Annotated in this window: 18 protein-coding genes; 10 read left to right on the top strand and 8 right to left on the bottom strand. The window is 48.4% G+C overall.

Annotated features, from left to right (window positions below; translation table 11 throughout):
- The first annotated feature begins 151 nt into the window (after positions 1-151).
- Together QUB16_RS21875 and QUB16_RS21880 are read left to right on the top strand one after the other, a co-directional pair.
- Complete coding sequence (locus QUB16_RS21875; RefSeq protein WP_333319340.1) at positions 152-1624, top strand: DUF4231 domain-containing protein; 1473 nt, start codon at positions 152-154, stop codon at positions 1622-1624.
- Between the two features lie 460 nt (positions 1625-2084).
- Complete coding sequence (locus QUB16_RS21880; RefSeq protein ID WP_333319342.1) at positions 2085-3794, top strand: DUF4231 domain-containing protein; 1710 nt, start codon at positions 2085-2087, stop codon at positions 3792-3794.
- 146 nt (positions 3795-3940) lie between these two features.
- On the opposite strand, the gene QUB16_RS21885 is transcribed toward QUB16_RS21880, so the two are convergent.
- From QUB16_RS21885 to ndhC, 8 genes are all read right to left on the bottom strand, one after another.
- A complete protein-coding gene (locus tag QUB16_RS21885) occupies positions 3941-4189 on the bottom strand; it encodes a DUF4926 domain-containing protein (protein ID WP_333250885.1) in 249 nt (82 codons plus the stop codon).
- Positions 4190-4346: 157 nt separating this feature from the next.
- A complete protein-coding gene (locus QUB16_RS21890; protein ID WP_333319345.1) occupies positions 4347-4799 on the bottom strand; it encodes a nuclease in 453 nt (150 codons plus the stop codon).
- Positions 4796-5080: a hypothetical protein gene (locus QUB16_RS21895; RefSeq protein WP_333319347.1), complete on the bottom strand. Its 285-nt coding sequence runs from the start codon at positions 5078-5080 to the stop codon at positions 4796-4798. The genes QUB16_RS21890 and QUB16_RS21895 overlap by 4 nt, the downstream gene beginning before the upstream one ends.
- Positions 5081-5149: 69 nt before the next feature.
- Positions 5150-5479 (bottom strand): DUF4926 domain-containing protein, encoded by a 330-nt coding sequence (locus tag QUB16_RS21900; RefSeq protein WP_333319349.1) that lies wholly within the window; start codon positions 5477-5479, stop codon positions 5150-5152.
- 23 nt (positions 5480-5502) lie between these two features.
- Positions 5503-6888 carry a hypothetical protein gene (locus tag QUB16_RS21905; RefSeq protein ID WP_333319351.1) on the bottom strand — a complete coding sequence of 462 codons (1386 nt, stop codon included), beginning with the start codon at positions 6886-6888 and terminating at the stop codon, positions 5503-5505.
- A gap of 160 nt (positions 6889-7048) precedes the next feature.
- Positions 7049-7552 carry an NAD(P)H-quinone oxidoreductase subunit J gene (locus QUB16_RS21910; protein ID WP_333319353.1) on the bottom strand — a complete coding sequence of 168 codons (504 nt, stop codon included), beginning with the start codon at positions 7550-7552 and terminating at the stop codon, positions 7049-7051.
- Complete coding sequence (gene ndhK / locus QUB16_RS21915; protein WP_333319355.1) at positions 7545-8270, bottom strand: photosynthetic/respiratory NAD(P)H-quinone oxidoreductase subunit K; 726 nt, start codon at positions 8268-8270, stop codon at positions 7545-7547. Before ndhK ends, QUB16_RS21910 begins: the two co-directional genes overlap by 8 nt.
- Positions 8261-8623 (bottom strand): photosynthetic/respiratory NAD(P)H-quinone oxidoreductase subunit C, encoded by a 363-nt coding sequence (gene ndhC, locus QUB16_RS21920; RefSeq protein ID WP_006635500.1) that lies wholly within the window; start codon positions 8621-8623, stop codon positions 8261-8263. The genes ndhK and ndhC overlap by 10 nt, the downstream gene beginning before the upstream one ends.
- A 366-nt stretch (positions 8624-8989) precedes the next feature.
- On the opposite strand from ndhC, the gene QUB16_RS21925 reads away from it, so the two are divergent.
- The 8 genes from QUB16_RS21925 (at position 8990) to QUB16_RS21960 (ending at position 21037) form a co-directional block, all read left to right on the top strand.
- Positions 8990-9325 carry a rubredoxin gene (locus QUB16_RS21925; protein WP_333206831.1) on the top strand — a complete coding sequence of 112 codons (336 nt, stop codon included), beginning with the start codon at positions 8990-8992 and terminating at the stop codon, positions 9323-9325.
- Positions 9312-10325, top strand: coding sequence for a photosynthesis system II assembly factor Ycf48 (locus QUB16_RS21930; protein ID WP_333319357.1), 1014 nt, complete (start codon positions 9312-9314; stop codon positions 10323-10325). The genes QUB16_RS21925 and QUB16_RS21930 overlap by 14 nt, the downstream gene beginning before the upstream one ends.
- A gap of 56 nt (positions 10326-10381) precedes the next feature.
- Complete coding sequence (gene psbE, locus QUB16_RS21935; RefSeq protein WP_333139432.1) at positions 10382-10633, top strand: cytochrome b559 subunit alpha; 252 nt, start codon at positions 10382-10384, stop codon at positions 10631-10633.
- 20 nt (positions 10634-10653) lie between these two features.
- Entirely contained in the window at positions 10654-10791 is a 138-nt protein-coding gene (psbF, locus tag QUB16_RS21940) for a cytochrome b559 subunit beta (protein WP_006635504.1), read from the top strand.
- Positions 10792-10800: 9 nt separating this feature from the next.
- Positions 10801-10923 (top strand): photosystem II reaction center protein L, encoded by a 123-nt coding sequence (locus tag QUB16_RS21945; RefSeq protein WP_015176850.1) that lies wholly within the window; start codon positions 10801-10803, stop codon positions 10921-10923.
- Positions 10924-10992: 69 nt separating this feature from the next.
- Entirely contained in the window at positions 10993-11115 is a 123-nt protein-coding gene (locus QUB16_RS21950) for a photosystem II reaction center protein J (RefSeq protein ID WP_006635506.1), read from the top strand.
- 339 nt (positions 11116-11454) lie between these two features.
- The gene (locus QUB16_RS21955; protein WP_333319389.1) at positions 11455-13707 is read left to right on the top strand and encodes a transglycosylase domain-containing protein; all 2253 of its coding nucleotides are present in this window, start codon (positions 11455-11457) and stop codon (positions 13705-13707) included.
- 478 nt (positions 13708-14185) lie between these two features.
- Complete coding sequence (locus QUB16_RS21960; protein ID WP_333319360.1) at positions 14186-21037, top strand: Ig-like domain-containing protein; 6852 nt, start codon at positions 14186-14188, stop codon at positions 21035-21037.
- Positions 21038-22302 lie beyond the last annotated feature (1265 nt).

The following is a 22302-nucleotide window of genomic DNA, read 5'->3' on the forward strand; positions in this document are numbered from 1 at the left end:
CCGTCCTTTTTGGACGGGCGGGACGCCCATCCCACAATAACAATTAAAATTGTAAGTTATTTAATTCGCGATCCTAAAGGGGGTGAACAACTCCGATTTCGCAGCCACGATGCGGATCTAAACAATATAGCGCATCCAAACAGAAGCCCACATGGCGAAAAAGACCTCGTATTACGACTACCTGCGCCAAGAAATGACCGATATGGTCGAGCAACTGGAGCTAACCGATCTTTGCAAACAGTCGCTCAAAAGTCGCTGGCTCGATCAATTGGTTTGGGCGGATAAGAAAGCCGAACAATGCCGTCGCTGGCACTATCGCTTGCGCCTGACGACGATCGTCGGTGGTGTACTGTTGCCGGCCCTAGTTGCAATTAACTTTCAACTGGGCAATCCACGGGACAAAGATAAGGAATACTTTCGCATTTGGTTTTCTTACGTCCCGTTTGTCTTGAGCCAAATTATCGCAGTCAGTGCGGCAACGGAAGAATTTTTGCGCTTTGGCGATCGCTGGCGCGACTACCGACAACTAGCCGAAGACCTCAAATCAGAAGGCTGGCAATACCTGCAATTGAGCGGCCCCTATCGCTACAAAACCCACGAAGAAGACGATAGTCCGCCTCCCCTGTCGGGCAGTGGGATGTCCGAAGTCAGCGTCGAAGACTCGAAAGCCCTCAAACCCCGGACCCAGAACAACGAATCTACAACCCACCAAGATGTCTATACCCTGTTTGCAGGTCGGGTCGAAAGCTTGATTAAGAATGACGTACAAAACTATATCACGGCGTTGCAGCAAAAACAGGCTAAGGAGCAAGAGCAAATCAAGCAAATCCTGAAAACCGTCGAGAATGTTTCCACCGATAAAACCTTGTTTGCAAAGCCCACTCCTGGGCCTCAACAGCCGCCTTACGGGGCTGCCAACCCGCCTCACAATGGCTTTGAAGCAATGGGAATCCCAGCGCAACCTGCGACGTTCAACGCTCCAGGGCAACCCTCGATCGCACCAGTCCCCCCTCAGAATACCGCGATGCCGCAAACCGCGTTCGCCCAACATCCCGCCGCCTTTGCACCCCCACCCGCACCGAGTGCGCCAATGCCTCAGCCGACTGTGGCCCAGCCGGAGGTCGCGTTTGCGCCTCCACCGGCACCGACGCAAATGGCTTTTGCCCAGCCGGCTGCCGCGTTTGCAGCAGCCCCCTCTGCCAGCGCTGCGGTGCAGCAAACCGCGATCGCCGACCTGAATGCTCGCATCCTCGCCTCCACCCTCAAACTGCAGGGAATGTCTACGGCCGACGGCCCGGATGGCGACAACAACGCCTCCGCCTGGACGGTCAACAAAGTCATGCAGGATGCAGGCCTCAGCCCACTTGGCGACAATCCCAATGACGTTCCCGCAGTCCTGGACGCGCTCAAACAAGGGCGAGCACAACTGGTGTCGAGAGAATCGGCGAAAGCGGGCGATTTGGTGGTTGCGGATGGAGAAGCACACATTGGGATTGGACTGACCGATGGTTGCAGTCGAGTCCTCTCCAACTCATCCTCTAAAGCTTGCTTTGGGTGGGAAAGCGATACGGATTTTGACGGCTCCTACGGTGGACAGAGTACCATTTACCGCCTGAAAACTTAAAAGTTGAAAGTTGAAACTAGGGGCGCACGGCCGTGCGCCCCTAGGTTGAGAGTTAATCATGCTGACTCGATTGAGTATCCGAAATCCGGGACTGAATGCTGTTAATCAACCTCAGATGTACCGATACTTTTTTGCTAACATTTGCTAACAAATACATAAGTTGAGATCATATCTCAACCAAGGCGTATCAACCGATGCCCGTAGAAATTTCTACAAGCACTTATATTCTTGCCTTCAGCTTGGTTATCGCTTACAGCTCTTAGCCAATCTGATTATTTGCTTTGATAATGTAGAGGCAACTTATTTATATAGCGGTTGCGTACTACCAAGGTTTTTCACCTACATCTGAGTGGCTAAATTCATTCTATATGACATGAAGACAAGAAGGCAAATGTAAGTGATTGTTAGCAAATGTCAGAAAAAGTCTTACTGTTAATCAACCCTCTAACAGGACATCCCGATGGCTAAGAAAAATACCTACGAACAATACCTGCGCGAAGAGTTGGGAAGCTTAGTCGAACAGTTGAAACTCCCCAACCTCTACAAACAGTCGCTCAAACAGCGCTGGATCGATCAGGTAGTGTGGGCGGATAAAAAAGCGGATCAGTGCCGCCGGATGCACTACCGATTGCGTCTGACGACGATTATTAGCGGGGTGCTGCTGCCTGCTCTGGTGGGGATTAATATGCAACTGTCTAACGAGAATAAATACTTTCGCGATTGGTTTCGTTACGTCCCCTTTTTCTTAAGTCAGGTGATTGCCGTCACTGCGGCGCTAGATGAGTTTCATCGCTATGGCGATCGCTGGCGAGATTATCGCAAAATGGCCGAAGACCTCAAGGCTGAAGGCTGGCAGTACGTGCAATTGAGTGGTCCCTACGACAACCTGGGCGACCATATCGACGGCTATGCGAACTTTGCGGGCCGGGTCGAAAGTATCATCAAGAACGACGTACAAAACTACATCGCGACGTTGCAGCCGCAAGCCAAAGAAAACGAGCAAATCCAGCAAATTATTAATACAGCCAACACTGTCGCCACCGATAAAACCCTGTTCGATCGACCCGAACCCGTCGGCCCCCCCCAACAGCAACAGCTTTGGGGGACTCCGGCCCCCGCCTTTCCTGTCCCAGGGGCTGCGGGCATTCTGCAAGTTCGCCAGAATACCGAATTCAAGCTCAGTCCCAGTCCCCAACATTCATCATTGTTGCCCGATAACTATAAGATTTGGGTCGGTGGTGGCAATAGCTTTGGCTTGATGTCCTATGCTCAAGCTGACAACAATCACCTGCAAGTGGCGATCGATCGCGGACTCGGCCCTGAAAACCGCCACGTCTGGTTTGTCAGCGCACCCGATGTCGCGATCGTCGGCAATATCGGGTCTAGTGCCGCCAATCTCATGGCGACCCCTGCTGCGCCAGCACCGATGATGGCAGCAACGGCAGCCGCTCCCAGCCCGATGATGGCGACCTTTGCTGCTCCAGCACCGATGATGGGTGCAACGGCCGGGCCCCCAAGTCCCATGATGAGCGCTCCTCCTCCCGCGCCCACTGCTCCCCTGGCTCCCCCCGCCCCGCCTCCCTCTGCCCCGGCGGCAAGCAACGGCGCAATTCAACTCCCCGTTCCCTTTTTCTCCCAACGAGACAATATGGAGCAACCCTACGGAACTTGCAATACCTCCAGTTGTGCGATGGTGGCTAAGTTCCTGGGTGCAAACATTTCCGGGGATGACGACTACTTCCAGTACGTGATTAAGTATGGCGAGACGATCGACCATACCGCCCAAACTCAGGCGCTGGCAGAACTGAGAATTCAATCGACCTGGAATACTAATCTCGATTTTGACGATCTGGATAAATCGCTAGCCAGTGGACTGCCTGCTGTCCTTGCTATTCTGCATCACGGGCCGCCGTCGGCGCCTACAGGCGGGCATATGATTGTGGCGATCGGTCGCAACGCAGACGGCGATTACATTATCAACGATCCGTTCGGCAACTTGTTGGACGGCTACGTTTCTGAAGATGGCGGCGGATTGACCTATTCTCGCCAGGAATTGACCTGTCGCTGGACGGCAGATGGTCCGAAAACCGGCTGGGGACGGCTGTTTTACGGCAATAACCCACCGGGTACATCCGCCCAAAACGCACCCGCTCAAACTGCACCTGCTTAAACGGAAACAGAGGTTGATAAAATTATTGTCGCTGAAAGTGCGATCGAAATAGATGAAGCCAGAAAACTAGCCGATTGCTTCCTGGTTGATATTAGTTTTTTTCTCTAACTCCAATTTGTTATAAAGTCCGCAAGTAGTTGTGCCGCTTATGCTGTAACCATTTCGGGTTTGATATCAGGTGATGCTGGCTCAAAATACAACACCATGATTTGCTCTGGATGCAGCCCGACAGATTCATAAGTGCGTCCGTTGCGATCGCTAAATTCCACCTCAAACGCTGCACCATCAGCCAACAGTTCAACCACAGTCCCTACTTGTCCGCGCCACAGATTGTATTCAGGAATGTCAACGGTTAAGGCAACGACATCTAGTAATTTAATTGTATTCTTTGCCACTCTTATTACCTCCAGGCACTTATAATCTTATAATACGGTGTCGGAAAATTCCCGTATTCTAGTCTTGTTTTGCGATCGCTAGAACTCATCGGTTATATTTATAAACTGCGATCGCGCCTTTATTGCCTTAGCTATCTCTCCAATCAGCACCAGAATCTCAATCTCGATTGATATTTTGCCATAAATCGGCGGTCGCAAACCTAGAAAGATGGCCAACATTTGTTGTCGCGATTACAACATCCACAACATCAAGAGTCGTCGCCTGTGCTGCCAAAATCATATCGCTGTCAATCGTCTTATCACCTGCTGTCGGTTGTCCTTGCTGACGAGCTTGCGCCCAAAACATTGCAGCCTGTCGCATAGCAGCAGTTGTAATGGGTAAATACTCAACCGAGTTGGCTAATTCATCTAATCGAGCAATACCCTTTATTTTGTTGGCCCGCAGCAATTCTCGACGGACTTCATAATCGGCTATTTCGGGAATAATCACTCGAATACTGGATGTAATAAGTGTTTGCAACCAGCGAGTACAAAGGGTGCTTTCAGGAGATAGTTTTGGATTCGTAACTAAACCAATTGGGCCTGCATCTAACAAAACGACTCTGCTCACCAAGTTACACCTTTTAATTCGATAGGAAATAGCTGGCGATCGGATAAACGATCTTCATCAAGAGCCTGAATCAGATACTCACCTGTTTCTTGTTGCTCTTCGGCATCTTCTTCATCCATCCAAGACTGAAGCAGATTAACCGATTTTGCCTGCTTTTGTTTTAGCATAATATGTTCTATCAGCAGTTGCAGAGTGTATGCTTCTGTCGAAAGCCCTTGCTGTTGAGCTTTTTGTGTTAAGTATTGCTCTATTTCTGGTGTCAGAGTGAGAGTGAGTGTCATAGGTGTTTTTATAGCTTTACACTTATATTTTACAACCTACTAGGCTAAGCTGGCGATCGATCGAAAAAGCTAAGCTGTAACCATTTCGAGTTTGCGATCGGGTGATGCTGGCTCAAAGTACAACACCATGATTTGCTCTGGATGCAGCCCGACAGATTCATAAGTGCGTCCGTTGCGATCGCTAAATTCAACCTCGAACGCTGCGCCATCAGCCAACATTTCCACCACAGTCCCTACTTGTCCGCGCCACAGATTGTATTCAGGAACATCAACTGTCAAGGCAACGACATCTAGTAATTTAATTGTATTTTTTGCCACTTTTATTACCTCCACGCACTTATAATACAGTGTCGGAAAATTCCCGTATTCTAGTTTTTTTTTGCGCTCGTTGGAACTCATGGGTTAGATTTATAAACTATTAATTACAACTTATTATTGAAGAAATAACTTAGTTCCCACCACATTTCGCCATTACTCCAAAACAAAAAATCACCGGGATAGCTAAAGCTAATATCTAAACTCGCAGCAATATATTCCTTATAAACGGGATGGAATTTATATTCCAAGGATTTTATTTTAGTTATGAGGATCGTATCGATAAAACAAAGTCTACTGATAATTTCTATGTAAAACTCTTCTGTTTTCCCCCAATCATCTAATTCCTCTATACCTGAAGTTCCTAAAGATGTTTGAACGAAATAAACTAAATCATTATAATTTTCTAATAAACTTAAATCATTATAATCTTCTAAGAATCTTATTCCCTCATTATCCGGATTTATAATTATCAAACTCTCAATTTCTTCTCTTAGCTCTTTTATGATCTCCTCTTGTTGAGCTCTTTTTGCAAGCAGCCGATTAATTTCCTGAGCCGGATTTTTATTTTTCAAACTCTCAATTTCTTGCTGAAGAAGTGGAACTCTATTTTTCTCCTCCTTAAGCTGTAGCTCTAAACTTATTTTGGCTTTTTCTAGCTCTCTGGCATTCTCTTCTAGTTGCTTAACTTTTGTTTCTAATTGACGTGAATTGGAGTTTAATGAATTGGAGTTTAATGAATTTAACTCATAAAGCTCTCTTTCTAATTGTGTTTTTTCTTGCTCTAGCTGGTTATTATCTATCTCTAAAGGTTGAATTCGGTCTTGTGCTCGGCTTATTTCTGACTCTAAAGAGTTTTTGCTAGCTCGGAGTTGTAGATTATCTTGTGTCAATCTAGTATTATTATCTTTAACTTGATTTAACTCTCTCCTCAGAACGTCTCTTTCTTGCTGTAAATCCCTATTTGTTTGAATGAGTGATTGATTTTGGGCTATGACTTCATTAAGCTGCCTAGTAACCTCTTTAACTTTCTCGATTAAAAATTCCCACGTTATAAACTCTATATCTTGACTGCTGAGAGAACCACCCAATTCTTGAATAAGAACTTTTTTATGAGCTTCTAGTTCTTCAATTTTTTGTTCAAAGTAAATATTTTCAATACGAAGATTTGTTGAAATTTTCCTTACTTCATCTCTTTCGCTCTCAACGCTTGCTAACTGTTGTTGTAGGCTTTGAACCGTCTGCTTCAAAGAATTGTTCTCAGTAGTAGCTGCCTTGAGTTCTGCCTCTTTTTGCTTAAATCTTGCCAGGATTTGAACTATAAAGGCGGTAAATAGGTTATTTGCTTGTTGTAAGTGCTGATTTATTTGCCTAAGCTCAACTTTCTGTGCTTCGGGCCTGTTATCCTCTGGTTTGTTCTTACCCCTGCGAAGTTGCAGGTAAACTATTACGATACTTAGTAAAGCTATTAAACCCGCAGTTTCGTAAACCATACTAATACTTTTTTGAAAATAGCGTTTTTGGGCATCAGTTCCCCGACCGAGCCTAGGAACCAGTTAATCAAAATTAGCCAAAAAAGAGAGGGCGGGTTTTGCCTAAAACTTAACCCCAAAAGTTCAATTTATGCTCTAAACCCGCCCTCACAAAACTCCCTTAATAAGCGTCTTGCAATTCGTAAAAATCCGGGGAAATGTAATCTTTCCGCAGCGGCCAGCCTACCCAATCTTCGTTCATCAAAATCCGTTTCAGATTCGGATGTCCTTCATAGACTATGCCGTACATATCGTAGGATTCCCGCTCTTGAAAGTCGGCTGCTTTCCAAATCCAGTAGACTGAGGGCACTCTGGGATCGTCGCGGGGGATGAATACTTTGACGCGGACTTCTTCAGGCTTGGAAGCATTATCTGTCAGTTTAGCCAAGTGGTAGACGCTGACTAAATCTTCTCCTGGCCCTTGGTCGTAGGCGCACTGGCACTGCATATAATTAAACCCGTAGGCATACAGTGCTGTTGACATCGGAATTAGGAATTCTCGATCGACCTTTAATATCTCCACGCCCAAATTATCGGCCGCTAAAGCTTCGTGTTCAAAGCCATTTTGAGTCAACCACTGGGAAACCTTCCCGGCTTCAACAATTGCAGATTCTGTCTCAGCCACGGTTTACCTCCTGTTTTTGTCCTGCAAGCAAAGCCGGCGGTACTGGCATTCCCATTGCTTCCGTCAATTCCTTCGGCGGCGCGATCCGGCCTGGAACTGACAAGTATTTGCCGTCCAAAATGTCGTCTACTACTTTCATTTTGTGGGGTCTGGTGTAGTAGCGGTGGGTTGGCAGCAAATTGGCCCGTTCTTGCATAGAATCGTTGGCGATTTTTTTCCGCAGTTTGATAATTGCGTCAATAATCGCTTCTGGACGGGGAGGACAGCCGGGGATGTACACATCTACGGGAATCAGTTTGTCAACGCCTCTGACTGCTGTGGTGGAGTCTACGCTGAACATTCCCCCGGTGATGGTGCAAGCACCCATCGCGATCACGTATTTTGGTTCGGGCATTTGTTCGTACAGCCGCACCAAGATGGGGGCGTACTTCATGGTAATTGTGCCGGCGGTGATGAGCAAGTCGGCTTGTCGGGGGCTCGATCGCGGTACTAAGCCGAATCTGTCGAAGTCAAAGCGCGAACCGATCAAAGCTGCAAATTCGATGAAGCAGCAAGCGGTACCGTAAAGCAGCGGCCACAAGCTCGAAAGTCTCGCCCAATTGTAGAGGTCATCAACCGTAGTTAGGATGACGTTCTCTGACAATTCGGATGTGACTTCAGGGCGAATAGCGGGGTTGACAATTAGAGGTTTTTGTGATTTGTCAGAACTTAAGACCATTCCAAGGCTCCTTTGCGCCATGCATAGACAAGAGCAATAACGAGGATCGTGATAAAAAACAAGGCTTCGATGAAAGCCAACAGTCCTAGCTGGTTGAAAGCAACCGCCCAAGGATAGAGGAAGACCGTCTCTACGTCGAAGATGACGAAGACTAAGGCGAACATATAATATCGGATGTTGAACTGAATCCAGGCTCCGCCGATCGGCTCGACGCCAGATTCGTAGGTAGTGCGTCGGTCGTAGGGACGACTTTTGGGCCGCAGTACCTTAGACGCCGTGAGGGCGAGGATAGGGACTAGGCTGGAAATTAACAGGAAGCCTAAGAAATACTCGTAGCCGCTGAGTGCAAACACGGTGAATAATTACTGCCTAGGTGAAAGGGTTTGTAACTCGATCTTTACATTATATAGATTTTGGGTAACTGAAATTACGAGTTGGTTGAGATTAATCCTCCATCTTCTGCAATAATTTTTAATGTATATTTTAATATTGTAACTGCCTGTGGAAGACGGGCGGCTGCCTGTGGACGCTAAGTAAGACCATCATCGACGCTTTGTGTCGAACACCCTTGTGGTGTCCCTAACGTGGCATCGGCGGTTGAGACGGGAAACCTCGAAGACGAATAAGACCGTCCTCAGATGAGTTTTAGTTGGAAGCCCCAACTCGAACGAAGTTTAGTTGAGGTACTTCACGATTAGCTGACCTACTCTTTTGGATTTATGAGCGATCGAGCCACGGAGACTAATACCCTCGATCGGCACGAGTGCCGAGCCTGCGGCTACGTCTACAATCCTAAAAAGGGCGATCCTAAAAATGCAATTGCCCCTGGCACTGCTTTTACAGATGTGACCCCGACTTGGGTGTGTCCCGTTTGCGGGGCGCGCAAGTCGATGTTTCAAAATCTCGGTCAGATGGAAGGGGTGTCTGGATTTAAGGCAAATCAGCGCTACGGTGTCGGTGTCAACGGCATGACCGAAGGTCAGAAAAGTTTGCTGATTTTTGGCGGCTTGGTCGTTGGTTTCTTGTTTTTACTTAGTATGTATGGTTTGCAGTAAAACGATTGTGAGATTTTGGCAACGAATTGTAATGTTATTGGCCGCGGCCCTCATCTGTACGAGTTGCAGCACCATCGGTGCTGTGAGTTACAACCCCTGGCAAGTGATTTCCTTGCCGACGGAAGCTAATTTGCAGGATATTGCCTTTACGGGCAATCCTCAACACGGCTGGGTTGTTGGTTCTGAGGCGACTCTGCTCGAAACGATGGACGGCGGCACTAGCTGGAAGTCTATAGCACTGGATATCGACGATCCTAGGTCGCGTTTTGCGTCGGTGAGTTTTTCGGGTTCCGAAGGCTGGATTGTCGGCCAGCCTTCAGTTTTGCTCCACACGAACGATGAGGGCAAGTCTTGGACGCGGATTGCTTTGAGCTCTCAGTTGCCCGGTTCTCCGAGTACGATCGCAGCTTTGGGCCCGAATTCCGCCGAGATGACGACCGATGTCGGGGCGATTTACCGGACTTCGGACGGCGGCAAAAATTGGAAAGCTGTCGTGCAGGATTCTTTTGGGGTAGTTCGCAATATCAACCGTTCTGAAAACGGGCAGTATGTTGCGGTTTCCTCGAAGGGCAATTTCTACTCGGTGTGGAAACCAGGACAAGAAGCTTGGGAACCTCACAACCGCAATAGTTCTCGCCGCCTGCAAAATATGGGCTTTACCAAGGACGGGCGTTTGTGGATGCTCGCCCGTGGTGGTCAGATTCAGTTTAGTGACCCGTCCAATCCTGAAGGTTGGGGAAAACCGTTTTTTCCCGATCGCAAGGCGAGTTGGGGTTTGCTGGACATGGCTTACCGGACTGATAATGAAGTTTGGGTAGCCGGCGGCGGCGGCAATTTGCTGTGCAGTTTGGACGGCGGGAAAACTTGGCTAAAAGACCGCGAAGTAGAAGATGTTCCCGCTAATTTTTACAGGATTGTCTTTATGGGCCCCGATCGCGGATTTGTGATCGGTGCGAGCGGTACTCTACTTAAATATCAAGGTTCAGCGCAAGCTGCTTGATAGTAGAATAGTAATAGAGATTGTCTGTCAATTTGTTGTTGAAAGGAGGATTCTAAATGGCTGGTACAACTGGAGAACGTCCGTTTGGGGACATTATTACAAGTATCCGTTATTGGGTAATTCACAGCATCACCATTCCGGCTTTGTTTATTGCTGGATGGCTGTTTGTGCAAACGGGTTTGGCTTACGATGCTTTCGGAACTCCTCGCCCTAACCAGTATTTCACACAGCAGCGGGAAGAAGTGCCGATTATCTCGGATCGCTTTGAAGCTAAGAAACAAGTAGATCAGTTCATTAACGCCAAGTAATTTAACAAGGATTTGGAAAAATGACGAGCAGAACCCCAAATAATGAGCCAATTTCGTATCCGATTTTTACGGTGCGCTGGTTGGCAGTTCATACTTTAGGTGTCCCAACAATTTTCTTTTTGGGCGCGATCGCAGCAATGCAATTTATTCAACGATAGGAGTTTACAATGCCTGAGCGCGTTCCTAATCCCAACGAGCAGCCTGTTGAGTTAAACCGGACTTCTTTGTATTTGGGTTTGTTGCTGATTTTTGTTTTGGGTATTTTGTTCTCCAGTTATTTCTTTAATTAACTGGTGTCTGAGTTTGCTTTCGATAGTTCGATGGAATTTGTTGAGCTGTAAATTAGTGAGGTGATGGCTATGTTTAGTGAAAGTGGCAGAATTCCTTTGTGGCTGGTAGCTACTGTTGCAGGCCTCGGTGTTCTCAGCATTGTGAGTCTTTTCTTCTACGGTGCTTATGCCGGTTTGGGTTCTTCGATGTAAGGAGAATCAAGCTGATTTTTGGCTTTTAACCCCCCTTGAAAAAGGGGGGTTTTAATTATTAGGCGAAGTTGGTTGCTAAATCAGGGATAAATGTTATCGAAAGTATTAATTTTTAGGCAAGTTTATGAGAATTTAATCATCGGGTGAGAGGGGGATTTTTGGTGGTTGGGTGGAGATTTGCTCGATAAACTGTTCCGGGGCGGGCTCACCAATAGCCCCAAAATCGATCGCCACTAGCCGACGATCGCCGATCGAGTGTGGGCAGATCGTGAAATTAGCCAAAAGTTGCGAGTAGAATGGTGCAAGAGCCGATCGCTCGATCGTAGTGCACAGCGAAATATGACCCCACAGCCGCCGCCCCGCAAACCTCAAACCGTCTTGGGTGCGATTACCCAAGCAGTCCAGACTATTGCTAAGGTTAATTTTAACCAGCTAGCGCTGAAACCTAATGCCAGAGTACCCGAACTGTGGGTGCAGGATGCGGGTGCAGCTAAAGCTGAGGTTTATCCGCTGTTGGGCGATCGATATTTGTTAGGTCGATCGTCCAAATCTTCAGATATAGTAGTTCGCAATCCCGTTGTCAGTCACGTGCACTTATCTCTGTCGCGGGATAGTCGGCGGCGGACTCCTTTTGTGATCAAAGATGAAGACTCCACCAACGGCATTTACAATGGCAAAAGGCGAGTTAAAAGTATGTCCCTGCGTCACGGAGACGTGTTCACTTTAGGGCCGCCGGAACTAGCCGCCGCTGTTAGAATTCAATTCGTATATCCGCCGCCTTGGTATTTGGAACTGGTGCGTTACAGCTTTTACGGCGTCAGCGGAATCACCGCTTTGATTGCGGTGTTGGTAGGTATGGAATCCACAAAGTTTAAAGTGCGGCCTCTGCCGAGAAGTATCAATGGCCCCGTGATTGTTTACGCCCGCGACGGGCAAACTCCGCTGCGTCCTCCTCAGAATAACGCTCACTTAGAATTAAAGCGATTGCAGGATTTTTCGCCTTATTTATCCAAGGCGGTACTTGCTTCGGAAGACAGCCGCTACAATTGGCATTTGGGGGTAGATCCGATCGGAGTTTTGCGCGCGCTTTTGACTAATGTTCGCGGGGGAGGAATTCGCGAAGGCGGCAGCACTGTGACGCAGCAGTTAGCGAGGAGTTTGTTTCGAGATTATGTGGGAACTCAAGATTCGGCAGGGCGCAAGTTACGGGAAGCTGTAGTTGCGTTGAAACTGGAGAATTATTACAGCAAAGATGAGCTGTTGCTGACTTATTTGAATCGCGTGTTTTTGGGAATTGACCTTTACGGTTTTGAGGATGCGGCTCGGTTTTATTTTGCCAAGTCTGCGAAGGATTTAACTTTGTCAGAGGCTGCGACTTTGGCGGGAATTTTGCCGGCGCCAAACAGTTTTAATCCGATTCAAAATTATCAGTTGGCGGTACAGTACCGCGATCGAGTGATCGAACGGATGCGGGCACTGGGGACGATTTCTCAGGAAGAAGCCGATCGCGCGAGGCGATCGCGAATTGAGATCAATCCCAAAGCTCGCCAATATCTCCAAAGTACGATCGCTCCTTATTTCTACAGTTATGTATTTGACGAATTGGAGTTTTTGCTGGGGGAGCAGTTAGCCAGAGAAGGCAATTTTATTGTAGAAACAGGTTTGAATCCCGGCTTGCAAAAAGTGGCTGAAGCTTCCCTCAGAAATGCTGTTGAAAATGCCGGAGCAAGTGCTGGCTTTTCTCAAGGAGCCGTGGTAACTCTCAATAGTACAACCGGGGAAGTCTTAGCTTTAGTTGGGGGCGTAGATTACTTGAAAAGTCAGTTTAATCGGGCTACCCAAGCTTTGAGACAGCCCGGTTCTACATTTAAGATTTTCAGCTATGCAGCCGCGCTGGAACGGGGAATATCACCCGATAAAACTTATTCTTGCGCCCCCCTTTCTTGGGGCGGACAAAGTTACAGCGCCTGCGAAAGAACCAGCGGCAGTGCTGATATGTATCGCGGCTTGGCGTTGTCGGAAAATGCAATTGCATTGAGGGTAGCCCAGGATGTCGGTTTAGACAATGTAGTGGGAATGGCCAGACGTTTGGGAATTACTTCTGAACTGCGTTCTAACCCGGGTTTAGTATTAGGTGAAAGTGAAGTTAATGTGTTGCAATTAACGGGTGCTTTCGGGGTGTTGGCAAATCGGGGTTTGGGCAATCGCCCCCACGTAATCAAGCGAATTATTGACAGCAGCGATTGCAAAGATCGAAATGATTTTAACAGTTGCCGGGTGATTTATGAGTATCAAAAAGATGGCATTGCCAATCGGCAGTTAGTTTCGGAAGCCGTAGCGGATACGATGACTGATATGCTGCAAGGTGTGGTGCGGGGAGGTACGGGTAGCAGTGCTGCTTTGGGGTTGGGAGAAGCTGGAAAAACAGGCACTACTAATGATAATAGAGATTTGTGGTTTGTCGGTTATATTCCGAGTCAGCAACTGGTGACAGGAGTTTGGTTGGGAAATGATGATAATTCTCCGACTGCGGGAGGTAGTGCAAATGCCGCTCAGTTGTGGGGGGAATATATGCGGCAGGTGGCGCGTTGAAATTGTGGAAAACATTCCTGTTACTGGATTTTAAGTAGATAAACCTCATAAAACGCTCTTATTTTATATCCCCGACTTCGCCGAAGTTGTCCGGGATTTGGGTAATTGAAATTATGGGTAACGATGGCTTGGAGGAGTTGAAAAGTAACATGAGTTTGGGATGGTAGGCTGAGAGATTTAGTATAGCTTTTCCGACTATGTAAATTTACGTATCGGTAGGGTGCGATCCAGAAAAAATGAGCTAGTTTTGAAGCCTAGGCAAAAATTATTTCAGGGCGATCGCGGATTATTCAGTCAGGGTGAAGAGCCTATCGGGGCTAAGCGTATGGATATTTGACCGCTTGGCTCAGATTGTGAATAAAGATCAATAGGTTACGAAGAACTCAAAAAGCAGGCTTCTTGAAAAGAAACTCCAGATTTCTTAAAGAAGTTGAGTTCCGTATTGTTTAAACCGAGGAAAAAGTATAGGGCAAAAATTATGGCTACTTTCACCGTCACCAACGCCAACGACAACGAAAACGATTCCGGTTCTCTGCGATATGCCATCAAACAGGCTAATGCCCAAGTCGGCGCAGACACAATTATCTTCGACCCCCTATTCTTTGCCATACCCAGGACGATCGACCTTTGGGCACAACTACTCATCAACGATAGTCTCACCATCAAAGGCCCTGGGGTCAACAACCTGACGATTAGTGGCGATGCTAACAAAAATGGCAGCAACGACAATGGTGATGTCCGCCTCTTCTTCGTCAATCAAGGGACTGTTAACTTCCAGAACCTCACCCTGGCAAATGGTCGGGGAAAGGGTGGCGACGGTAGTGGCGGTGGCGCTGGTATGGGCGGTGCGCTGTTCATCAATGGCGGTACCGTCAGCGTCAATAACGTCACCTTCTCAAATAACCAGGCAGTTGGTGGCAATGGCAGCGTTGGTAATCGTGGCGGTGGTGGCTTTGGTGGCACTGGCTTTGGTGGCTTAGATGGTAAAGGTGATTATGGTGGTGGTGGTGGCGGGTTTGGTGGCAACGGCGGGACTACTGGCCGCCACAGCAGTGGTGGTGGCGGCTTTAGTGGCAATAGCGAGTCGATTCATGGCGGTGGGGGCGCAGGCACCATATTTGGTGGCAACCCAGCAGGTAACGGCAGCCATAGCTTGGCGGGCGGTACCGATAACCTAGATGGCGGCATTGGCGGTGGCATTGGCGGCGGTGGCGGCGGTGGTGGTAGCGACGCGATCACAGGTAATGGTGGCATTGGTGGCATTGGAGGAGGTGGCGGTGGCGGTGGTTTCACCTCCCGCAATTTTGGTGGTATTGGTGGCAGTGGTGGGGACTTTGGCGGCGGTGGCGGTGGGGGTTCGGGTGTTGGTGGCGGCGCAGGTGGCAGCGGTGGCTTTGGCGGTGGGGGTGGCGCAGGTGGCAGCGGTTTCGGTTCTGTAAGCCTATTTAGCTATGGTGGCAGAGGCGGCAGTGGCGGCTTTGGTGGCGGTGGTGGCGGGGGCGGTTTCAGTCTATCTGGTTCTGGCGGCTTTCCCGGTAGCGGGGGAACTTTCGGCGGTAACGGCGGTGGCGGCGGCAATGGCGACTTAAATAATAATTTTGGTGGAGGAGGGGGCGGCGCCGGACTGGGGGGTGCGATTTTTATTCGCAGCGGTTCTCTTACCTCAGTCAACAGCAAGTTTCTCAACAATACGGCAACAGGTGGGTTGGGCGGTATTCCATCTTCTAACGCCATGTCAGGCGCAAATGGTCAGGGGAAGGGCGGCGCAATATTTGCCGTTACTCCCAACCTTGCCAGTGTGGCAGGGGTGGCTGCGACTCCCACGGTGACAGCTATTGGGGCGCTACCAACTTTCAGTGGCAACAGCGCTGCGAATGCTGGGGGAACTGCTACGGATGGAAACGATGTTTTTGGTAACATCAACGTGAAAACTCCGATCGCCAACCAGCCTCCTGTAGCGGAAAATGACAGCGCGATAACTTCTGCTAACATTCCAGTCAAGATTGATGTTCTCTCCAACGACATCGATCCGGATGGCAACCCTTTGACCATCAGTCTAGTCGCGAATCCCACCAAGGGGACGGCAGTTGCAAACAACAACGGCACGCCGAACAATCCCAACGATGATTTCATTACCTACACTGCCGGTGCGAACTTCAGCGGCGACAGCTTCACCTATCGCCTCAGCGACGGCACCGCAAACAGCAATATTGCTACTGTCAGCATCCTGCCAGATATTGGGGTGACTTATCTGGTGACAAATACTAATGACAGCGGGCCTGGTTCGTTGCGACAGGCAATGCTGAATGCCAACAATCGTCCGGGTGCAGATACGATCGCATTCCAAATTACCACTTTCATCCAGATTCCGCGCTTACCATTCCAAAAACCGATCCAGATCCCGATCGCATTTAACCTTCCTCAAACTATAAATCTGGCGTCTGCTTTACCGACAATTACAGATGCCGTCACGATCGACGGGTGGAGTCAAGGCGGTCTTGGTTTCCAGGGCGCACCGCGAATTGAACTCAATGGTGCGGCATCGAATTCACCTGTAGGACTTGACATTCAGGCAAGCAATTCTGTTATTCGAGGGCTGGCAATTAACAGATTTTCATCTCAATCATTAAACGGAGTTCCTGGCATTAAGCTATCGAAGAGTGCAGCCAAAAACTGGATTTATGGCAACTATATCGGCACCGATTTAAGTGGCAATTTCGCTCGCGGTAACAGTGGAGATGGTATCTCGATAGATCGCACCGCCGGAAGCGAAAATCGCATCGGCACCAACGGCGACGGATTTAATGATGCTGCCGAACGCAATGTAATTTCTGCCAATCTAGGGAACGGAATCGCGATTAACAGCAACTTAAACGCGAGCGATAATAAATTCACGACCGTAGCCGGCAACTTTATCGGTACTAATGCGACGGGTATTGCAGCCCTAGGTAATAGATTGAGTGGCATTTATCTGAATGCGGTATCGAACATAATAGGAGGCCCGAATCCCAGTCAGCGCAACATTATCTCTGGCAATATTCTTAATGGCATCAATATCGCTGGCAGCAATGCTGTTAACAACCAAATTCAAGGCAATTACATCGGCATTCAAGCAGATGGAGTCACGGCTGCGGGCAATCTAGGCAGCGGTATCTCGATCGAAGATGGTGCTGCTAACAATTCGATCGGTGGTAGCGAGCCGGGAACGGGCAATACGATAGCTTACAACAATTTAGCTGGAGTGGCTGTTATTTCTGGTACGAATAATGGGATTTTAGGCAATAGTATTTTCGACAACAACGGTTTGGGCATTGACTTAAAAAATGATGGAGTCACCCCTAACGATCTCAACGATACTGACACGGGTGTTAACAACCTGCAAAACTTTCCCGCCATCACGTTTGCCCACTCCAATGGCAAGAACACTGAGATCGAAGGCACTCTCAACAGCACTCCCGATCGCACGTTTCGGCTGGAATTCTTTGCTAACTCCAGTCTCGATCCGACAGGCTTTGGCGAAGGCAAAACCTTCCTCGGTTCTACGATTGTTACTACGGACAGTAGCGGTAAAAATAGTTTCACCTATACCTATGGCAGTTCCCTACCCATCGGTCAATTTATTACAGCAACGGCGATCGATCCTGCTAATAATACTTCTGAATTTTCCAAGGGATTGGCGATCTCTAACCGATCGCCAATAGCAGTAGATGACAATTTACTCGCGGATGCTGGCAGCGCGATCGATATTAAAGTCCTGTCTAACGATAGCGATCCAGATGGCGACCCTTTGACTCTCAGTATTGTTACCAATCCAGTTAATGGAACGGTAGTAGTTAATCAAAACAACACGCCGGACAATCCCCAGGACGATTTTATTATCTATAATCCCAAGCTCGTATTCAATGGCACAGATAGCTTCACTTATCAAGTCAGTGACGGACAAGGGGGTACGGCAACAGCTAATGTCAATTTGACTTTCAATGCGACACCCTCTGCGACACCCTCTGCGACACCCTCTCCCACTCCCTCACTGTCGCCCTCTCCCTTTCCCTTTCCCACACAGCCGACTCCCTCACTGTCGCCCTCTCCCTTTCCCTTTCCCACACAGCCCACTCCCTCACTACCGCACAGTCCCTTTCCCACACAGCCGACTCCCTCACTGCCGCACAGTCCCTTTCCCTTTCCCACACAGCCGACTCCCTCACTGCCGCACAGTCCCTTTCCCACACAGCCGACTCCCTCACTTCCGCCCTCTCCCTCACTCCCCCCTCTCTCGATCGCAAACCAGCCACCGATCGCACTTGGCGACACTGCGACTGTAAATGCTGGCAGTGCGATCGATATCGAGGTTTTGGCTAACGACAGCGACCCCGACGGCGATCCGCTGAACCTCAGCATTGTCCAGACTTCAGACAACGGCAAAGCAGAAGTCAGCCACAACGGTACACCGGACAACCCGAAAGACGATTTCATCACCTACACCGCCAATGCCAACTTCAGCGGGCAGGATGTGTTTGTCTATCAAATCGCAGACGGTAAGGGAGGTACTGCTGTTACCCAAGTTGAAGTGACTGTCGATCCCAACCGATCTCCGATCGCGCAGGGCGATGCTGCGACTGTAAATGCTGGCAGCGCGATCGAGATTAACGTCCTCGCCAATGACAGGGAACCGGATGGCGACCCCCTGAACCTCAGCATTTTCAGGGCCGCACACTACGGTAAAGCAGAAGTCAACAACAACGGTACGCCGGATAATCCGAAAGACGATTCCATCACCTACACCCCCAATGCCAACAACTTCAGCAACTCTGATATCTTTCTCTATCAAATCGACGACGGTAAGGGAGGTACTGCTGTTACCAAAGTTGAAGTAACTGTCGATCCCAACCACTTACCGATCGCACTTGGCGACACTGCGACTGTAAATGCTGGCAGTGCGATCGATATCGAGGTTTTGGCTAACGACAGCGACCCCGACGGCGACCCGCTGAACCTCAGCATTTTCAAGACTTCAGACAACGGCAAAGCAGAAGTCAGCCACAACGGTACACCGGACAACCCGAAAGACGATTTCATCACCTACACCGCCAATGCCAACTTCAGCGGGCAGGATGTGTTTGTCTATCAAATCGCAGACGGTAAGGGAGGTACTGCTGTTACCAAAGTTGAAGTGACTGTCGATCCCAACCGAAATCCGATCGCATCTGGGGACGCTGCGACTGTAAATGCTGGCAGTGCGATCGAGATTAACGTCCTCGCCAATGACAGGGAACCGGATGGCGACCCCCTGAACCTCAGCATTTTCAGGGCCCCACAAAACGGTAAAGCAGAAGTCAACAACAACGGTACGCCGGATAATCCCAACGATGATGTCATCAGCTACAGTGCCAATGCTGACAACTTCAGCAACTCTGATATCTTTCTCTATCAAATCGACGACGGTAAGGGAGGTTCGGACGTTACCAAGGTTGAGGTGACAGTTAAAGCAGTCAACAAATTGCCGATCGCGATCGACGATCGCGCCACCAGCCACGGAGACACTGCTGTCCATATTCCAGTGTTAGCAAATGACAGCGATCCAGACGGCGATCCTCTGATTTTGACAGTTTTGACCAACGGAGTCGGCGGCAAAGCTGAAATCAACTATAACGGCACGCTGGACAAGGCTGATGACTTCATCACTTATCGGCACCACGGTGACTTCTGGGAGGCGGATAGCTTCACTTATCAGATCGATGACACTCACGGGGGTATAGCGAAAGCTACTGTAACGATCGAGTTTGCCAACAAATTGCCGATCGCGATCGATGACAGCGCCACCACAGATCGAGTCACTGCTGTCAATATCCCAGTTTTAGCAAATGACAGCGATCCAGACGGCGATCCCCTAACTTTTACAGTTTTGACCAATGGAGTCGGCGGGAAAGCTGAGATTAACCATAACGGTACGTTTGACAAGGCTGATGATTTCATTACTTACCAGCCCCAGGGTGACTTCACGGGTCAGGACAGCTTTACATATCAGCTTGACGACAGTCACGGGGGGACAGCGACAGCCACTGTTAACCTCACCGTTAATCAGGTCAACCAGGCGCCGATCGCGATCGCAGATAGTGCCATCACCAATCAAGACTCGGCGATTGCGATCGATGTTTTGTCCAACGACAGCGATGCAGACGGCGATGCGCTGACTCTCAGCATTGCCACCAATCCGTCTCATGGTAAGGCTTTGGTGAAAAATGGCATACCGGGCGCGGCGATCGGTGATTTCATCCTTTATACCCCCAATCCCAACTTCCACGGCGCGGACTATTTAACTTATCAAGTCAGCGACAGTCAAGGAGGTACGGCAACAGCTAAGGTCAACCTCACCGTCAATCCGGCTAATACAAACCCCCCGATTACCCCTTTGATTCTCAGCGGTACTCCCGATCCAGATACACTGATGGGCGCGGACGGCAACGACACCATCAAGGACGACGGTGCGGATGATTTCATTGATGGCCAGGGCGGCAATGACCTCATCAACGGCGGTTTAGGCAATCTCGATCGCATTTTCGGCGGTACTGGCGACGATACCATTACCGACCCCGACGGCGTAAATGATGTTCAAGGCGGTGTTGGCAATGACACCATCAACATCACCTTTGCTGAAACCTGGGACAACAACACCAATCCCGACGATGCACCGAGTTCCGACCACCAAATTATCGGCGGCATCGGTAACGACAGCATTACTATCACCATGAACGACTTTCGCTTCTCGATCGGCCTCAAGGGCGATGAAGCTGCGAGTTCAAATTCTGATGGTAATGATGTAATTAACTTGTTGGGAACCTACGCCAATTCAGTTGTTGATATGTCCGGTGGCGACGACACATTTAATGGTGGCTTAGGTGATGACAGTGTTTCCGGTGGGGATGGCAATGATACGCTGATTGGTGGCGATGGCAACGACCAAATTGCAGGGAATGCAGGCAATGACTTTATAACTGGTGGTGCTGGTCAAGATCAGTTTCTGTTTAAATCAAACAGTGCTTTTAATGCTGCTGATTTGGGGAGCGATCGCATTACTGATTTTACCATCGGTACAGACAAAATTATCTTAGGTCAAACTGCATTCGGAGCAATTACTTCTGCTCATATTGGCTTTGTAAATAGCGATTTAGAAGTAGAAACCAGCAAGGAATTAATTGTTTACAGTCGCGCCACGGGCAACTTATTCTTCAACGAGAATGCGGCACAAGTTGGTTTAGGAACGGGTGCGCTATTTGCCACGCTTGACGGTACGCCGTCCCTGACAGTCAGCGACTGCCAGATTGTTGCTTAATATCATGTCCGGTTACACCGGAATGATGTTGACTGTTGACGGTCATTGGTGACAAATTAAGACTTAATTGCATTTGTCAATCAGTAATATTACTCAAAAAGACTGCTTTTTTAGGAGTGGAAAATTCACGATTTGAGAGGGAGTAGGTATAAATATCAGGGGAGGCATGATTCCTCGATCCCCCAAATCTCAGTTTTATGCCCAAAATTCGAGTAAATGTTGAGCATAATTGCTGATTGACAAATGCTTTCTTAGCTTAACTTGTTACCAATGGGGTGAGGTTAAGGAAATTTGGCAAGATGACCTCACATCTATATATCAAACCTCTTACTCTTCTCTCGGCTCTCCACCTGCGTGTTGACTTTTTGCAGGATTTCCATAGCTGGTCTCAACTCTTCCCGATCCATACTTAAGGTCAACAAGCAACCAGGACACTTGAACTCCGCCTGAGAGAGTAAACTATATATCGACATCTCTATAAAAAAACCGCACTCAGGGCATGGCATTCCTGGGGTGCGTTGCTGTGCCTGTAACTCCTGCTTCTCTGTTCTTTTTCTCATTTCCTTAATATCCTCAATTAATCATTGGTTATCTAGCTAGCCATTTGGGGTTTGTTACACGACTTAAGTCGCACTATTCACTTTTTTTTCTGTTGAACTCGTTTCTATTGTCGCATGTTTTTGGCTTCGACTACCGTCTGGAACAACAGTGGTACTATTTTGAAATACTCTCATCAACCTAATCACATTGGTGACAAGTTAAGACTTAATTGCAGTTGTTAATCAGTAATATTACTTAAAAAGACTGCTTTTTTAGGAGTGGAAAATTCACGATTTGAGAGGGAGTAGGTATAAATATCAGGGGAGGCATGATTCCTCGATCGCCCAAATCTCAGTTTTATGCCCAAAATTCGAGTAAATGTTGAGCATAATTGCTGATTGACAAATGCTTTCTTAGCTTAACTTGTTACCAATGGTTGACGGTTGACTGTTGACGCCGTGAACAGTCAACCGTCAACAGTCAACCGTCCACTCGAATTTACTATTCCGATGCGAACTGATTTGATATAATAGACCTCTTGCAAAAATCCTTTTCCTCAATTGGTGGACGGGCTCTGGGGCCCATCCCACAAGAGTTATTTTTTCTTGTGGGAGGGGCCCCAGAGCCCGTCCTAATTATTTTTGCAAGAGGTCTAATATCATGTCCGGGCGATCGTATACAATCAGAGAGAATGATATTAAATCCGTTAGCATCGGAATTATTTA

Origin of the sequence: Microcoleus sp. D3_18a_C4 (assembly GCF_036702415.1) — a bacterium.
In the GTDB taxonomy this organism is placed as follows: Bacteria; Cyanobacteriota; Cyanobacteriia; order Cyanobacteriales; family Microcoleaceae; genus Microcoleus.

Bases quoted from the DNA above. Each gene is read 5' to 3' on its own strand.
- QUB16_RS21955 (WP_333319389.1), top strand. From the start codon at position 11,455: ATGACCCCACAGCCGCCGCCCCGCAAACCTCAAACCGTCTTGGGTGCG.
- QUB16_RS21925 (WP_333206831.1), top strand. From the start codon at position 8,990: ATGAGCGATCGAGCCACGGAGACTAATACCCTCGATCGGCACGAGTGC.
- ndhK (WP_333319355.1), bottom strand. From the start codon at position 8,270: ATGGTCTTAAGTTCTGACAAATCACAAAAACCTCTAATTGTCAACCCC.
- QUB16_RS21950 (WP_006635506.1), top strand. From the start codon at position 10,993: ATGTTTAGTGAAAGTGGCAGAATTCCTTTGTGGCTGGTAGCTACTGTT.
- QUB16_RS21960 (WP_333319360.1), top strand. From the start codon at position 14,186: ATGGCTACTTTCACCGTCACCAACGCCAACGACAACGAAAACGATTCC.
- psbF (WP_006635504.1), top strand. From the start codon at position 10,654: ATGACGAGCAGAACCCCAAATAATGAGCCAATTTCGTATCCGATTTTT.
- QUB16_RS21930 (WP_333319357.1), top strand. From the start codon at position 9,312: ATGGTTTGCAGTAAAACGATTGTGAGATTTTGGCAACGAATTGTAATG.
- QUB16_RS21880 (WP_333319342.1), top strand. From the start codon at position 2,085: ATGGCTAAGAAAAATACCTACGAACAATACCTGCGCGAAGAGTTGGGA.
- psbE (WP_333139432.1), top strand. From the start codon at position 10,382: ATGGCTGGTACAACTGGAGAACGTCCGTTTGGGGACATTATTACAAGT.
- QUB16_RS21905 (WP_333319351.1), bottom strand. From the start codon at position 6,888: ATGGTTTACGAAACTGCGGGTTTAATAGCTTTACTAAGTATCGTAATA.
- QUB16_RS21875 (WP_333319340.1), top strand. From the start codon at position 152: ATGGCGAAAAAGACCTCGTATTACGACTACCTGCGCCAAGAAATGACC.
- QUB16_RS21900 (WP_333319349.1), bottom strand. From the start codon at position 5,479: ATGAGTTCCAACGAGCGCAAAAAAAAACTAGAATACGGGAATTTTCCG.
- QUB16_RS21945 (WP_015176850.1), top strand. From the start codon at position 10,801: ATGCCTGAGCGCGTTCCTAATCCCAACGAGCAGCCTGTTGAGTTAAAC.
- QUB16_RS21895 (WP_333319347.1), bottom strand. From the start codon at position 5,080: ATGACACTCACTCTCACTCTGACACCAGAAATAGAGCAATACTTAACA.